14 protein-coding genes are annotated in these 14,262 nt (G+C 64.4%); 7 read left to right on the top strand and 7 right to left on the bottom strand.

Going from position 1 to position 14,262, the window contains the following annotated elements; genetic code table 11:
• Positions 1 to 52: 52 nt before the first annotated feature.
• From gcl to AB3X94_RS17135, 3 genes are all read left to right on the top strand, one after another.
• Positions 53 to 1,828, top strand: coding sequence for a glyoxylate carboligase (gene gcl / locus AB3X94_RS17125; protein WP_176108687.1), 1,776 nt, complete (start codon positions 53 to 55; stop codon positions 1,826 to 1,828).
• 126 nt (positions 1,829 to 1,954) lie between these two features.
• The gene (gene hyi, locus AB3X94_RS17130; RefSeq protein ID WP_176108688.1) at positions 1,955 to 2,764 is read left to right on the top strand and encodes a hydroxypyruvate isomerase; all 810 of its coding nucleotides are present in this window, start codon (positions 1,955 to 1,957) and stop codon (positions 2,762 to 2,764) included.
• 48 nt (positions 2,765 to 2,812) lie between these two features.
• On the top strand, positions 2,813 to 3,724 hold the full coding sequence (locus AB3X94_RS17135; RefSeq protein ID WP_368612148.1) for a 2-hydroxy-3-oxopropionate reductase: 912 nt from the start codon (positions 2,813 to 2,815) through the stop codon (positions 3,722 to 3,724).
• Positions 3,725 to 3,987: 263 nt separating this feature from the next.
• Here the strand turns inward: AB3X94_RS17135 and AB3X94_RS17140 are convergent, their stop codons facing one another.
• From AB3X94_RS17140 to AB3X94_RS17165, 6 genes are all read right to left on the bottom strand, one after another.
• Positions 3,988 to 5,034 (bottom strand): asparaginase, encoded by a 1,047-nt coding sequence (locus AB3X94_RS17140; protein WP_368612149.1) that lies wholly within the window; start codon positions 5,032 to 5,034, stop codon positions 3,988 to 3,990.
• A gap of 53 nt (positions 5,035 to 5,087) precedes the next feature.
• Positions 5,088 to 6,014 (bottom strand): CysB family HTH-type transcriptional regulator, encoded by a 927-nt coding sequence (locus AB3X94_RS17145; protein ID WP_013089301.1) that lies wholly within the window; start codon positions 6,012 to 6,014, stop codon positions 5,088 to 5,090.
• A gap of 121 nt (positions 6,015 to 6,135) precedes the next feature.
• Positions 6,136 to 7,194: a sulfate/molybdate ABC transporter ATP-binding protein gene (locus AB3X94_RS17150; RefSeq protein WP_368612150.1), complete on the bottom strand. Its 1,059-nt coding sequence runs from the start codon at positions 7,192 to 7,194 to the stop codon at positions 6,136 to 6,138.
• Positions 7,195 to 8,199, bottom strand: a complete 1,005-nt coding sequence (gene cysW, locus AB3X94_RS17155) for a sulfate ABC transporter permease subunit CysW (protein ID WP_176108693.1) — start codon at positions 8,197 to 8,199, stop codon at positions 7,195 to 7,197.
• A complete protein-coding gene (cysT, locus tag AB3X94_RS17160) occupies positions 8,196 to 9,092 on the bottom strand; it encodes a sulfate ABC transporter permease subunit CysT (protein ID WP_176119925.1) in 897 nt (298 codons plus the stop codon). Before cysT ends, cysW begins: the two co-directional genes overlap by 4 nt.
• 161 nt (positions 9,093 to 9,253) lie before the next feature.
• On the bottom strand, positions 9,254 to 10,300 hold the full coding sequence (locus tag AB3X94_RS17165) for a sulfate ABC transporter substrate-binding protein (RefSeq protein ID WP_368612151.1): 1,047 nt from the start codon (positions 10,298 to 10,300) through the stop codon (positions 9,254 to 9,256).
• Between the two features lie 312 nt (positions 10,301 to 10,612).
• Between AB3X94_RS17165 and lexA the strand changes: the two genes are divergently transcribed.
• The 3 genes from lexA (at position 10,613) to AB3X94_RS17180 (ending at position 12,455) form a co-directional block, all read left to right on the top strand.
• Positions 10,613 to 11,263, top strand: a complete 651-nt coding sequence (gene lexA / locus AB3X94_RS17170; protein ID WP_008922406.1) for a transcriptional repressor LexA — start codon at positions 10,613 to 10,615, stop codon at positions 11,261 to 11,263.
• 110 nt (positions 11,264 to 11,373) lie between these two features.
• Complete coding sequence (locus AB3X94_RS17175; RefSeq protein ID WP_368612152.1) at positions 11,374 to 11,718, top strand: hypothetical protein; 345 nt, start codon at positions 11,374 to 11,376, stop codon at positions 11,716 to 11,718.
• A 119-nt stretch (positions 11,719 to 11,837) separates the two neighbouring features.
• Positions 11,838 to 12,455 carry a DUF2939 domain-containing protein gene (locus AB3X94_RS17180; protein WP_176108697.1) on the top strand — a complete coding sequence of 206 codons (618 nt, stop codon included), beginning with the start codon at positions 11,838 to 11,840 and terminating at the stop codon, positions 12,453 to 12,455.
• A 71-nt stretch (positions 12,456 to 12,526) separates the two neighbouring features.
• On the opposite strand, the gene AB3X94_RS17185 is transcribed toward AB3X94_RS17180, so the two are convergent.
• Entirely contained in the window at positions 12,527 to 12,994 is a 468-nt protein-coding gene (locus tag AB3X94_RS17185) for a universal stress protein (protein ID WP_013089294.1), read from the bottom strand.
• Positions 12,995 to 13,334: 340 nt separating this feature from the next.
• Between AB3X94_RS17185 and nodI the strand changes: the two genes are divergently transcribed.
• The gene (gene nodI / locus AB3X94_RS17190; protein ID WP_176108698.1) at positions 13,335 to 14,249 is read left to right on the top strand and encodes a nodulation factor ABC transporter ATP-binding protein NodI; all 915 of its coding nucleotides are present in this window, start codon (positions 13,335 to 13,337) and stop codon (positions 14,247 to 14,249) included.
• Positions 14,250 to 14,262 lie beyond the last annotated feature (13 nt).

Here is a 14,262-nt window from a genome sequence, read left to right on the forward strand (position 1 = left end):
AGGCCTACAGTGTCCCTCAACCGACGTAATTACCGACATTGAGGAGACATCCATGGCCAAGATGAGAGCCGTCGACGCCGCCGTTCTGGTGCTCGAAAAAGAAGGCATCGATACCGCGTTCGGCGTGCCGGGCGCCGCGATCAACCCGTTCTACTCGGCGATGCGCAAAGCCGGCGGCATCAGTCACGTGCTCGCGCGTCACGTCGAGGGCGCGTCGCACATGGCCGAGGGCTATACGCGTGCCCAGCCGGGCAACATCGGCGTGTGCATCGGCACGTCGGGCCCCGCGGGCACCGACATGATCACCGGTCTGTACTCCGCCCAGGCCGACTCGATTCCTATTCTGGCTATCACAGGCCAGGCGCCGCGCGCGCGTCTGTACAAGGAAGACTTCCAGGCCGTCGATATCGAAGCGATTGCGAAGCCCGTCACCAAGTGGGCCGTGACCGTGCGCGAGCCGGCCCTTGTGCCGCGGGTGTTCCAGCAGGCGTTCCATCTGATGCGCTCGGGCCGTCCGGGTCCTGTGCTGGTCGATCTGCCGATCGACGTGCAGCTCGCCGAAATCGAATTCGATATCGACACGTACGAACCGCTGCCCGTCTACAAGCCGAAGGCGACCCGCAAGCAGATCGAAGCGGCGCTGACGCTGCTCAACGATGCCGACAAGCCGTTGATCGTATCGGGCGGCGGCGTGTTGAACGCGGTGGCCGAAGACCTGCTCGTGAAGTTCGCCGAAACGGTCGGCGTGCCGGTGATCCCGACGCTGATGTCGTGGGGCGCGATTCCGGACGACCATCCGCTGATGGCCGGCATGGTCGGTCTGCAGACCTCGCATCGCTATGGCAACGCGACGATGCTCGCATCCGACTTCGTGCTCGGCATCGGCAACCGCTGGGCCAACCGTCACACCGGCAGCGTCGATGTGTATACGAAGGGCCGCAAGTTCGTGCACGTCGATATCGAACCGACGCAGATCGGCCGCGTGTTCGGCCCGGATCTCGGCATCGTGTCGGACGCGAAGGCCGCGCTCGAACTGTTCGTCGAAGTCGCCGGCGAATGGAAGGCCGCGGGCAAGCTGAAGGATCGCAGCGCGTGGGTTGCCGATTGCCAGCAACGCAAGCGCACGATGCTGCGCAAGACGCACTTCGACAACGTGCCGATGAAGCCGCAGCGCGTCTATGAAGAGATGAATCAGGTGTTCGGCCGCGACACCTGCTACGTGAGCACGATCGGCTTGTCGCAGATTGCCGCCGCGCAATTCCTGCACGTGTACAAGGCACGCAACTGGATCAACTGCGGCCAGGCCGGCCCGCTCGGCTGGACGATTCCGGCGGCGCTCGGCGTGCGCGCGGCCGATCCGCAACGGCCGATCGTCGCGCTGTCCGGCGACTACGACTTCCAGTTCATGATCGAAGAGCTCGCGGCGGGCGCGCAATTCAAGCTGCCGTACGTGCACGTCGTCGTGAACAACTCGTATCTCGGGCTGATCCGCCAGGCACAGCGCGCTTTCGAAATGGACTACTGCGTGCAGCTCGGCTTCGAAAACATCAACTCGCCGGAGACCAACGGCTATGGCGTCGATCACGTCGCGGTCGCCGAAGGTCTCGGTTGCAAGGCGATTCGCGTGTTCAAGCCGGAAGAGCTGAAGCCGGCGCTGCAAAAAGCGCAGTCGATGCTCGTCGAGTTCAACGTGCCGGTGATCGTCGAAGTGATTCTCGAACGCGTGACCAACATCTCGATGGGCACCGAGATCGACGCGATCAACGAGTTCGAGGAACTCGCTGAAAAGCGTGAGGACGCGCCGACCGCGATCAGCCTGCTCGATTGAGCGTCACGCGTTCGCGGTACCCGCGGCATTCAGCGCGCCCGATGCGCGAGGGCCGAGCTCTTGCTCCGCGCCCTCGCCTCATCACGCCCAGCGCCATTCCCTGACCGACCTGAGAGACAAAGCACCATGCCGAAATTCGCAGCGAACCTGACGATGCTGTTCAACGAAGTGCCGTTCCTCGACCGTTTCGCGGCAGCAGCCAATGCCGGCTTTCACGCGGTCGAATTCCTGTTTCCGTATCCGTATTCGATCGCCGAGTTGGGCGAACGTCTGCAGCAGAACCGCCTGAAGCTGGTGCTGCACAACCTGCCGGCGGGCAACTGGGAAGCCGGCGAACGCGGCATCGCGTGTCTGCCCGACCGGGTCGCCGAGTTCCAGGAAGGCGTCGGCCGCGCGATCGAATACGCAAGCGCGTTGAAGGTGCCGCAACTGAATTGCCTCGTCGGTATTCCGGGCGCGAACGTCTCCGCCGACACCGCCCGCGCGACGATCGTCGAAAACCTGCGCTTTGCCGCGCGCGAGTTGAAGAAGGCCGGTATCCGGCTGCTCGTCGAGCCGTGCAACTCGTACGACATTCCGGGCTTCGCGCTGAACCGTTCGCGCGATGGACTCGACGTGATTCGCGAAGTCGGCTCGGACAATCTGTTCCTGCAATACGACATCTATCACATGCAACGGATGGAAGGCGAACTCGCGGCGACGATCGAAAAGAACCTCGCGCAGATCGCGCATATCCAGCTTGCGGACAACCCCGGACGGCATGAACCGGGCACCGGCGAGATCAACTATCCGTATCTGTTCGCGCTGCTCGACTCGCTTGGCTACGACGGCTACGTCGGTTGCGAATACAAGCCGCGCACGACGACCGAGGCCGGCCTCGGCTGGGTGCAAAGCGTCGCTGGTCAGGCACGCGGCGCGGCACATGCGGCGGCTTGAGACTCGTCAGGCTCAACGCACGCCCCCTATAACCCTGGAGATTCACACATGGCAAAGATCGGCTTCATCGGGCTCGGCATCATGGGCGCGCACATGGCGCGCAACCTCATCAAGGGCGGTCACTCGCTGTTCGTGAACGGCGCGTATCCAGTGCCGGACGACATCGCGAAGAGCGCGAGCGTGGTCGCCAGTTCGACTGCGGTCGCGCAGGCCGCCGACATCGTCATCATCATGGTGCCGGACACGCCTGACGTCGCCAACGTGCTGTTTGCCGACGACGGCGTCGCCGCCGGCCTCAGCAAAGGCAAGCTCGTGATCGACATGAGCTCGATCTCGCCGCTCGACACCCAGGCGTTCGCGAAGAAGATCAACGCGCTCGGCGTCGACTATCTCGATGCGCCGGTGTCCGGTGGCGAAATCGGCGCACGCGACGCGTCGCTGACGATCATGGTCGGCGGTCCCGAGAAGGCCTTCGCTTTAGCCAAGCCGCTGTTCGAGCTGATGGGCAGGAACATCTCGCTGATCGGCGAGAACGGCGCGGGTCAGACCTGCAAGGTCGCGAACCAGATCATCGTCGCGCTGAACATCGAAGCGGTCGCGGAAGCGCTGCTGTTCGCGTCGCGCTCGGGCGCCGATCCGGAGCGCGTGCGCCGCGCGCTGATGGGCGGTTTCGCGTCATCGCGGATTCTCGAAGTGCATGGCGAGCGCATGACGAAGCGCACCTTCAATCCGGGCTTTCGGATCGAGCTGCATCAGAAGGACCTGAATCTCGCGCTCGATGGCGCGCGCAAGCTTGGCATCGCGCTGCCGCATACCGCGAGCGCGCAGCAGTTGTTCAGCGTGTGCGCGGCAAACGGCGGCAAGGCATGGGATCACTCGGCGATGGTGCGCGCGCTCGAGATCATGGCGAATCATGAGGTCGCGCAAACGCCGGATAGCGAGGAGGCGAAGGCGGCCTGAGGTCTGCCTTCGTGGTTCCTGTGTGATTGAGCTCGTCGTCGATTGCGCTGATGGCCGCTTCGGCGTCCGCGCGGCAATGATGAGCACAGGTGGGGCGCCCGTTCGTCGCCCGGCGGCTTCGGCTGCTGGCGCGGCGGAACGGGCAAATCGCGCCGCTCTGGGCTGAGAGCGGCAAGTGGGGTCCGCAGCGGCACCCGGCGACGCCGAGGAAGCCTTGGTCGGTCAGACGTCGTCGTCGGGTGTCCGGCTGTCGGATTCGTCAATCAGTATGTATCGAACACCTTCTGCAACGCAGCCGGCGCCGTATGGCCCGCTGCCAGCGCCAGCATCAACAGCACGCGCGCCTTGTACGGATTCAGCGTACCCGCGCTGACGAAGCCGAGCGCGTCGTCGGCGGCGGCGCCGTTGCGCATCACATGCCCCGAGCCGACACGCGACGAGCGCACCACCGCGATACCGCGCGACACCGCCTCGGCGAGCGCCTGCTGCAACGCCTGATGGAACGAGCCATTGCCCGTGCCCGCGACGACGATGCCGCGCACGCCCGCGGCGACGAGCGCATCGACGGCAGTGCGCGACACACCCGCATAGCTCGCGACGATCTCCACGTGCGGCCACGCCGTATCGATCGCGAACTCGCTCGCAAGCGTATGCGCGCGCACCACGCCGCGCTGAAACTCGACGCGGCCATCCTGCACCCAGCCGAGCGCACCGATTTCCGGCGACTGGAACGCGTCGACCGCATAGGTGCTCGTCTTTACGACGTCGCGCGCGCTATGAATGCGGTTGTTGAACGCGACCAGCACGCCCTGCCCGCGCGAAGCCGCATGCGCCGCGACCGTCACCGCGTTCAGCAGATTCAACGGACCATCGGCCGATAGCGCCGACGCCGGCCGCATCGCCGCGGTCAGCACGACTGGCTTGTCCGACTTGACGGTCAGATGCAGCAGGTAGGCGGTTTCTTCGAGCGTGTCGGTGCCGTGCGTGACGACCACGCCGTCGACGTCGTCGCTCGCGAGTAGCGTGTTGATACGTTGCGCGAGCGTGGTCCACAGCGGCAGCGCCATGTCCTTGCTATCGACGCTGGCGATCTGCTCCGGCGCGATCCGCGCAACCGTCGACAGCGCCGGCACCGCCGCGAGCAACTGATCGACGCCGACGACGCCCGCCTGATAGCCGGACGTGTTGGCGGCGTCCGCTGCCGCGCCGGCGATCGTGCCGCCGGTCGCGAGCACGGCGATGCATGGCAACGCGGAAGTGGCGCCCGGCGTGCTGGGAGGAGTCGGGAGAGAGGAAGTCGAGGTATTCATGGCGGCGATTGTAAGCGATGCGCCGCGCGCCGCCATGCGTGAAAGCGCGAGGCCTAAGCGGCCTCGCGCAACTGCGCCGCGATATCGGTCTCGCTCAGCTGCGGTGCGAACATCTCGATCAGCCGATACGCGTACGCACGCAGGAACGCGCCCTTGCGCAAGCCGACGCGCGTCGTGCTCGCCTCGAACAGATGCTGCGTATCGAGCGCGACGAGTTCGGTGTCGCGCTTCGGGTCGTAGGCCATCGCCGCGACCACGCCGATGCCCATGCCGAGCTCGACGTAGGTCTTGATCACGTCGGCGTCGATCGCGGTCAGCACGACGTCGGGCAATGCGCCTGCTTTCGCGAATGCCTGGTCGATATGCGAGCGGCCCGTGAAGTCCTGGTCGTACGTGACGATCGGGAATTCGGCGATCTCGTCGAGCGTCAGGTTTTCACGGCCGACCAGCGGATGATCCTTCGGCACCACCACCACGTGATGCCACGAATAGCACGGGAACGTGACGATGTCGGGAAAGCGGTCGAGCGCCTCGGTCGAGATGCCGATATCGGCCTCGCCGTTGATGATCATCTGCGCGATCTGCTGCGGGCTGCCCTGACGCAGCGCCAGATGCACTTTCGGGAACACCGACGTGAACTGTCGAACCACCTTCGGCAGCGCGTAGCGGGCCTGCGTGTGGGTGGTCGCGACGACGAGGTGGCCGCTGTCCTGATCCGCGTACTGACGCGCGACGCGGCGCAGATTCTCCGCATCGAGCAGCATCCGCTCGATCAGCTGATGCACGGCCTTGCCCGGTTCGGTGAGGCCCGTCAGCCGCTTGCCGCGGCGAATGAAAATGTCGACGCCGAGTTCGTCCTCGAGATCCTTGATCTGCTTGGACACGCCCGACTGCGACGTGTACAGCACGTTCGCCACTTCGGTCAGATTCATGTTCTGCCGCACGGCCTCGCGCACGAAACGCAATTGCTGGAAATTCATCGATATGTCTCCGGTTCTGCCAGAGTTGAGTTATTAGAGCCGCCAAATGCCAAATGGAACCACTCAGTACGGCCGATACGTTTTTCTCCTGCTTCGAGCGCCGCACGGCGGCGCTGCCATCTCACTGCGCCGGAAACACCCGCAGCGCGCGCGGCACCGCGGTCACGCCGTCGCCGACCGCGAGTTGCAGATCACGCCACGTTTCGCGATCGAGTTCGGCTTCGAGCAGATTGCCCGCGCGACCGGCGAGCTCGACGCGCACCGAGCCGCCGAGCGTCACCACGCGCCGCACGTCGACGACGATGCCGTCGCGATGCCCGGCCGCCTGCCGATACAGCTGCAGGTCATGCGGCCGCACATAGGCGAACGCCGGACCGCTGAAACCCGCCGTGATCGCGACCGGCAGCGCGGCGCCATCGACGACGAAGCCTTGCGCATCGACGTTGCCGTGCAGACGGTTCGCCGCGCCGAGAAACTCGTAGACGAACGGCGTCTGCGGATGGTCGTACACGTCCTGCGGGCTGCCCACCTGCTCGACATGGCCGCGATTGAGCACGACGATGCGATCGGCCACTTCGAGCGCCTCTTCCTGATCGTGCGTGACGAAGATCGTCGAGATATGCAGATCGTCGTGCAGGCGGCGCAGCCAGCTGCGCAGTTCCTTGCGCACCTTCGCGTCGAGCGCGCCGAACGGCTCGTCGAGCAGCAGCACCTTCGGCTCGACGGCCAACGCGCGCGCAAGCGCGATGCGTTGCCGCTGACCACCGGACAGCTCCGACGGATAGCGTTGCGCGAGCCAATCGAGTTGCACGAGCTTCAGCAGTTCATGCACCTTCTCGCGAATCACCTTCTCCGACGGACGTTCCTTGCGCGGCTTCACACGCAGGCCGAACGCGACGTTCTCGAACACCGTCATATGACGGAACAGCGCGTAATGCTGGAACACGAAGCCCACCTCGCGCTCGCGCGCGCCGACCGCCGCGACGTCCTGACCTTGCAGCTCGACCTGGCCGCCGTCCGCGTATTCGAGGCCGGCGATCACGCGCAGCAGGGTCGTCTTGCCGCAACCCGACGGCCCGAGCAGCGCGACGAGTTCGCCCGGCGGAAAGTCGAGCGACACGTTGTCGAGCGCGACGAAATCGCCGAAGCGCTTTTGCAGGTTACGAACGGTGATACCCATTTACAGCTCTCCTTGCTTGAGCGGATGTCGCTGCGACGCAGGCGTGGCGTTGACGAAAAACGAATGAGAAGCGGACTGCGCGCTATTGGCCTGTGACGCATCGGCCGGCGCCGGTCCCGCATGCGCGGGCACCTCACGCGCCGCCGACAGTTCCGCCGACATATGACGCTCGGCCAGCAGCTTGAGCCCCAGTGTGACCAGTGCCAGCAGCGCGAGCAGCGAGGCCACGGCGAACGCGGCCGAGAAGTTGTACTCGTTGTAGAGGATTTCGACGTGCAGCGGCATCGTGTCGGTCTGCCCGCGAATATGGCCGGACACCACCGACACCGCACCGAACTCGCCCATCGCGCGCGCATTGCACAGAATCACGCCGTACAGCAGGCCCCACTTGACGTTCGGCAGCGTCACACGACGGAACGTCTGCCAGCCCGATGCGCCGAGCACGTGCGCGGCTTCTTCCTCGTCGTTGCCCTGCGCCTGCATCAGCGGAATCAGTTCGCGCGCGACGAACGGGAACGTGACGAAGATCGTCGCGAGCACGATGCCCGGCACCGCGAAGATGATCTGCACGTTGTGATCTTCGAGCCACGGGCCGAACCAGCCCTGCGCGCCGAACATCAGCACGTAGATCAGACCGGAGATCACCGGCGACACCGAAAACGGCAGATCGATCAGCGTGGTCAGCAGTGCCTTGCCGCGGAAGTCGAACTTCGCGATACACCACGACGCCGCGAGGCCGAACACGAGGTTCAGCGGCACAGCGATCGACGCGGTGAGCAACGTGAGCTTGATCGCCGACAGCGCATCCGGATCGGCGAGCGCTTCGAAGTAAAAACGCAGCCCCTTATTCAGCGCCTGATAGAACACCGCGGCGAGCGGCACGACCAGAAACAGCGCGAGAAACAGCAGTGCGACGCCGATCAGCAGCCAGCGCACCACGGGCGGTTCGCTGACCGGATCGGGGCGACGCGCACCGCTCGCCGGGTTGGTCGGAAGACGGCTCATTGCACACCTCCACCGATTGCCGCGACGCTCGTGGCCACTGGCGCCGGCCCCGCATTGCCGCGGCTCGTGCGCCGCTGCAGCCACCACTGCAGCGTATTGATCAGCAGCAGCATCAGGAACGACACGACCAGCATCACGACCGCGAGCGCGGTCGCGCCCGCATAGTCGTATTGCTCGAGCTTCGTGATGATCAGGAGCGACGTGATCTCCGACTTCATCGGCACATTGCCGGCGATGAAGATCACCGAGCCGTATTCGCCGAGCGCGCGCGCGAAGGCGAGCGCGAAGCCGGTCAAGAGCGCCGGGAACACGGCCGGCAGCACGACGCGGCGAAACGTGAGCCAGCGCGACGCGCCGAGGCACGCGGCCGCCTCTTCCTGCTCGCGCTCGAACTCCTCGAGCACCGGCTGCACCGTGCGCACGACGAACGGCAGGCCGATGAACGTCAGCGCGACTAGCACACCGACCGGCGTGAACGCGATCTTGATGCCGAGCGGCGCGAGGAACTGGCCGATCCAGCCGTTACCCGCATACACGGCCGCGAGCGAAATGCCCGCGACCGAGGTGGGCAGCGCGAACGGCAGATCGACGACCGCATCGACGATGCGCTTGAACGGAAACGTGTAGCGCACCAGCACCCACGCGACGAGAAAGCCGAACACCGCGTTGATCAGCGCGCCGCCGAGCGCCGAGAAGAACGTCAGCCGATACGACGCGAGCACGCGCGGCGACGCCACCGCACGCACGAACTGGTCCCAGTCGAGCGTCGCGGTTTTCAGAAAGGTCGCCGCCAATGGAATCAGCACCACGAGGCTCAAATAAGCCACCGTGATGCCGAGTGTCAGGCCAAAGCCGGGCAATGCGCTCGGCTTGCGGAAGGTCAACGTGGTCATGCTGGATACTCGTTCATGGTTGATGCTCGCGCGGTTGTTCGTGTTGCGGTGTTGCGGTGTTGCGGTACTACCGCCCTGCTGGCCAGCGGGTCCCGGTTAGCCGAAAGCGCGCCCATTGGGCGCGCCCTTGTTGCCTGTGCCCGTGCTTCAGGCGATGCTTGTTACTGCGGCTGATAAATCGAATCGAATACGCCGCCGTCCGCGAAATGGGTCTTCTGCGCGTTGGTCCAGCCGCCGAACGAATCGTCGATCGTGTACAGCTTCAGCTTCGGAAACTTCGCGGTCAGGTCGGCCGGCACCTTGTTCGAACGCGGACGATAGAAATTGCGCGCGGCGATCTCCTGCCCTTCCTCGCTATACAGAAAGTTCAGATACGCGTCGGCCAGCTTGCGCGTGCCGTGTTTGTCGACGACCTTGTCGACCACCGCGACCGGCGGCTCGGCCAGGATGCTCACCGTCGGCACCACGATCTCGAACTTGTCCGGACCGAACTCCTTCACCGACAGAAACGCCTCGTTTTCCCACGCGATCAGCACATCGCCGATACCGCGCTGCACGAAGCTGGTGGTCGCGCCGCGCGCGCCCGAATCGAGCACGCCGGCGTTCTTGTACAGCTTGCCGACGAACTCCTTGGCCTTCTGGTCGTTGCCGCCCGGCTGATGCTCGGCGTACGCCCACGCGGCCAGGTAGTTCCAGCGCGCGCCGCCGGAGGTCTTCGGATTCGGCGTCACGATCGACACGCCCGGCTTCACCAGATCGTCCCAATCCTTGATGTGCTTCGGGTTGCCCTTGCGCACCAGAAACACGATCGTCGACGTGTACGGCGAGGCGTTGTCCGGCAGACGCTTCTGCCAGTTCTTGTCGACGAGCCCCTTGTTCGCGATGGCGTCGATGTCGTAAGCGAGCGCGAGCGTCACGACGTCGGCCTGCAGACCGTCGAGCACCGAGCGAGCCTGCGCGCCCGAGCCGCCGTGCGACTGCTTGAAGGTGACGGCTTCGCCGGTCTTGGCCTTCCATTCTTTGCCGAATGCCTGATTGATGTCCTGATACAGCTCGCGCGTCGGATCGTAGGACACGTTCAGCAGCGTGGTGTCGGCGTTCGCGACGCCGCTTGCGCCCACCATGCCGAGCGTACCCGCCGCGCCGACGACAAGCGCCGTGATCAGTTTTCTGGTTCGAGCCGCGAGCCCCGTATGCCGATGGTTCATTTCAGTTTCTCTCCGCGTGATGGTCCGCTGATAAGCGTCTGGTGTTGTTTTGCGTCGCGGTCATGTGCACATGAGCGCTAACCCGGAAGCCAGTCTATCGAAGGGCTTTCATCATTAAAAATAATGTTTCTTCATTTTTTAATGCCCAAAAGTGGTAACGGCAGAGGCGCCGGCTGTTCAGACGCCGAAATCGTCGCCATGTCGCCGATAAACGACGCCCCAGCGCGCCCCTTGCGTCGAACTTAAAGTAAAGCTTGAAATGCGCCGAATACTGTATAAAAATACAGTCACCTGTTCATACATACAGTGGCCATGACCAAACTCACCGCACGACAGCAGCAGGTTTTCGATCTGATCCGCCGCGCGATCGAACGCACCGGCTTTCCGCCCACTCGCGCGGAAATTGCCGCCGAACTCGGTTTCAGCTCGGCCAATTCCGCGGAAGAGCATCTGCGCGCGCTGGCGCGCAAGGGCGTGATCGAACTCGCGGCCGGCGCGTCGCGCGGCATCCGCCTGCTGTCCGGGCAGGAGGATGCGCCGCACCAGTTCACGCTGCCGCATGCGGGCCTGATGCAGTTGTCACTGCCGCTGATCGGCCGGGTCGCGGCGGGTAGCCCGATCCTCGCGCAGGAACATATCTCGCAGCACTACGCGTGCGACCCGGCACTGTTCTCGAGCAAGCCCGACTACCTGCTGAAGGTGCGCGGCCTGTCGATGCGCGACGCCGGCATTCTCGACGGCGACCTGCTCGCGGTGCAAAAGCGCAGCGAAGCGAAAGACGGCCAGATCATCATTGCGCGGCTTGGCGACGACGTGACGGTCAAGCGTCTGAAGCGCCGGCCGAACGGCATCGAACTGATCGCCGAAAACCCCGACTACGACAACATCTTCGTGGAAACCGGCAGCGCGGATTTCGCGCTCGAAGGGATCGCGGTCGGGCTGATTCGCCCCAGCGAGTTCTGATCTTTGTTGCCGGAACGCTCGCGCCGGTTTGTCCGAACCAAGCCGCATTAACGCCCGCATTAACGCCCGCATTACGCCGCGCATTCAAGCCGCATCGTCTGGAGAGACTCATGGAACGCCTTGCCCGCCTGCTGCCTTTTCGCCAGTTCGGCCGTCTGCGCCATCTGCGCAAGCTCACGCCTTGCGCGCCGATCGACGCGCCCGCGGCGCGCACGCCGTCGCTGTTCGACGTGCCTGCCGAAGCTTGCGGTCTGCCGTCGTCGTTGCCGGCGTTTGCGCGCGTATCGCTGAATTCGGCGCTGAATGTCGCGGAGCCCGCGCGCCGCGCTCCGGTGCGGGTCTATCATGGACCGTCGCGACTGATCATGGTCGGCACCGTCGACGCCGTATGCCGTATGATCGATCGTTGCATAGCCGACGAAGCCAACGTGCACGGCGCGGTGTTCGAAGCCTGAGCGAATTCTGAGCACGCATGCAATAAGCACTTCGGATGTTCAGAGATTCGCGTGGGATGGGATCGTTTCGACCTCGCCGTGGTCGACGTTAGATCATCACTGACGTGGAGTCCCATTCGATGACAATTCCGAAACGAACACAGGGCAGCGCCACCCGGCCGCTGCTGATCACGCTGATCGTGGTGATCGTGATTGCCGCGCTGGGCTTTATTTACGCGTCACCGTATCTCGCGGTGAACAATCTCAAACGCGCGGCAGACGCGCGTGACGTGCAAACCGTCAATCAGTACGTCGACTTCCCCGCGCTGCGCGATAGCCTGAAGCAGCAGGTGGGCGCCATGCTGACGCACCGGCTCGAAGCGGATGCCGGGAACAAGATGGCCACGATCGGCGCGGTGATCGGCGTGACACTGATCGGCCCGCTCGTCGATGCCTATGCGACACCCGACGGCGTCGCGGCACTGCTGAACGGCATGCCGCCGCGCGGCACACCGGGCGAGCAACCGTCAGCACCGCCAGCCGCGGGCGGAGAAGCGCCGGCCGCATCGGCCGCGGGCGACACCACCACGCACGCAAGCGCGCCGCCGCCCGGGCGCCAAAGCACGGCCGGCTATCGGAGTCTCAACGAGTTTGTGGTCACGTACCGGCGCGGCGAAGGCAACGCGAACTATTCGGCTATCTTCCGTCGCGAAGGGCTGGTCACGTGGAAGCTCGCGGCGATCAATCTGAACGAGTGAGGTTCAAGCCGTGAACTGAAGAGATGCGCGGGCTGGCCATTGGAGCCAGCCGCGTGTCAGGTTTGTTCGTATTACGCCGCGGCCGCCTGCTGCTGCTCCTGCGCGGACGAGCACGCCACCAGAATGCTGCACGACACGCGGTCGAGCAGCGGCGTGTTGCCCGCCCCCATCCACCACCTCGACAAACCGGTCCGGCAGCGATGTCCCACCACCACGAGGTCGACGTGCAACTCGTTGGCAAGATTGGCGATCTCGTCGATCGGATGACCGAATGCGAAATGCCCCTGCGCGTTCACGCCTCGCTCGGTCAGCCAGTTCACGCCCTCCTGCAGAATTTCGCGGGCCGTTTTTTCGAAGCTTCCGCAGGCCACATCGGTCAATAAGCCCGCGCTTTGCGCGATGCTGGAACGCATGTCTACTACCGACAGCAGATGCGTTTCCGCCTTCAGGTCCAACGCCAGATCGGCGCCGCAACGCAGGGCTTTGCGGCCTTCGCGCGAGCCGTCGTAGCACAACAGGATTTTCTGGTAGCTCGCCATCTGTCTTCTCCCATTCGCGCGGAAAGCGCGGTCTGAATCAATCATGGTGCGCCGCAATTCGGCTTGCAAGGGATGGAAAACGCTAAGTGCATAGTCGGTGCGTGCTGAAGCCGTCTGCACAAGCGTTGGGCCACCTGGAGCAGTGTTCGCACACGTTTGCGGCACCGCAAAAGTTCGTATGCGAACGCATCGCATCCCCATGCATTACGCGTTCCCGGACACCCGCTCGCGTCAGTGGCCGATACCCTAGAATAAGCGGCCTGTGCGCAATGCGTGCGTCGCAGGTATGTTGTGTGTCTTGCGCGTACGTTATGTCTTCTTCCGGAGCCTCGCTCGAGTCATGCCCGCAGCCCCCATCGAATTCCATCAGGTCAGGAAAAACTATGGCGAAAAAACAGTCGTCGACGGATTGTCGTTTCATGTGAACACCGGCGAATGCTTCGGGCTGCTTGGCCCCAACGGCGCCGGCAAGACCACGACGCTGCGCATGCTGCTCGGCATCGCGGCGCCCGACGCCGGCGCGATCCGCCTGTGCGGCGAACCGATCCCTGGCCGCGCGCGCCTCGCGCGCTCGCGCGTGGGCGTGGTGCCGCAGTTCGACAACCTCGATCCCGATTTCACCGTGCGTGAAAATCTGCTCGTGTTCGGCCGCTACTTCGGTCTGAGCGCCGCGCAGTGTCGCGCGGCGGTGCCGGGTCTGCTCGAATTCGCCCGCCTCGAGAACAAGGCGGACGCACGCGTGAGCGAACTGTCGGGCGGCATGAAGCGGCGCCTCACGCTGGCGCGCGCGCTGATCAACGATCCCGACGTGCTGATCATGGACGAACCGACCACCGGTCTCGACCCGCAAGCGCGCCATCTGATCTGGGAGCGACTGAGATCGCTGCTCGCGCGCGGCAAGACCATCCTGCTGACCACGCACTTCATGGAAGAAGCCGAACGGCTCTGTCATCGACTGTGCGTGATCGAGGAAGGACGCAAGATCGCAGAAGGCGCGCCGCGCGAGCTAATCGAGTCCGAGATCGGCTGCGACGTGATCGAGATCTATGGTCCCGATCCGTTTGCATTGCGCGACGAACTCGCACCGCTCGCCGAGCGCACCGAGATCAGCGGCGAGACCCTGTTCTGTTACGTGAACGACGCGCAGCCCGTGCATATGCGCCTGAAGCAGCGCGCGGATTTGCGCTATCTGCATCGGCCGGCGAATCTCGAAGATGTGTTTCTGCGGCTCACCGGCCGCGAAATGCAGGACTGAACCCGCAGCGAGA

Source organism: Paraburkholderia sp. BR10923 (genome assembly GCF_040948765.1).
GTDB lineage: Bacteria > Pseudomonadota > Gammaproteobacteria > Burkholderiales > Burkholderiaceae > Paraburkholderia > Paraburkholderia youngii.

Excerpts from the sequence above, each read along its gene's own strand:
- cysW (WP_176108693.1), bottom strand. The coding sequence starts at position 8,199 with ATGAGCCGTCTTCCGACCAACCCGGCGAGCGGTGCGCGTCGCCCCGAT.
- AB3X94_RS17185 (WP_013089294.1), bottom strand. The coding sequence starts at position 12,994 with ATGGCGAGCTACCAGAAAATCCTGTTGTGCTACGACGGCTCGCGCGAA.
- lexA (WP_008922406.1), top strand. The coding sequence starts at position 10,613 with ATGACCAAACTCACCGCACGACAGCAGCAGGTTTTCGATCTGATCCGC.
- AB3X94_RS17135 (WP_368612148.1), top strand. The coding sequence starts at position 2,813 with ATGGCAAAGATCGGCTTCATCGGGCTCGGCATCATGGGCGCGCACATG.
- cysT (WP_176119925.1), bottom strand. The coding sequence starts at position 9,092 with ATGACCACGTTGACCTTCCGCAAGCCGAGCGCATTGCCCGGCTTTGGC.
- AB3X94_RS17165 (WP_368612151.1), bottom strand. The coding sequence starts at position 10,300 with ATGAACCATCGGCATACGGGGCTCGCGGCTCGAACCAGAAAACTGATC.
- AB3X94_RS17140 (WP_368612149.1), bottom strand. The coding sequence starts at position 5,034 with ATGAATACCTCGACTTCCTCTCTCCCGACTCCTCCCAGCACGCCGGGC.
- AB3X94_RS17145 (WP_013089301.1), bottom strand. The coding sequence starts at position 6,014 with ATGAATTTCCAGCAATTGCGTTTCGTGCGCGAGGCCGTGCGGCAGAAC.
- AB3X94_RS17180 (WP_176108697.1), top strand. The coding sequence starts at position 11,838 with ATGACAATTCCGAAACGAACACAGGGCAGCGCCACCCGGCCGCTGCTG.
- hyi (WP_176108688.1), top strand. The coding sequence starts at position 1,955 with ATGCCGAAATTCGCAGCGAACCTGACGATGCTGTTCAACGAAGTGCCG.
- AB3X94_RS17175 (WP_368612152.1), top strand. The coding sequence starts at position 11,374 with ATGGAACGCCTTGCCCGCCTGCTGCCTTTTCGCCAGTTCGGCCGTCTG.
- AB3X94_RS17150 (WP_368612150.1), bottom strand. The coding sequence starts at position 7,194 with ATGGGTATCACCGTTCGTAACCTGCAAAAGCGCTTCGGCGATTTCGTC.
- gcl (WP_176108687.1), top strand. The coding sequence starts at position 53 with ATGGCCAAGATGAGAGCCGTCGACGCCGCCGTTCTGGTGCTCGAAAAA.
- nodI (WP_176108698.1), top strand. The coding sequence starts at position 13,335 with ATGCCCGCAGCCCCCATCGAATTCCATCAGGTCAGGAAAAACTATGGC.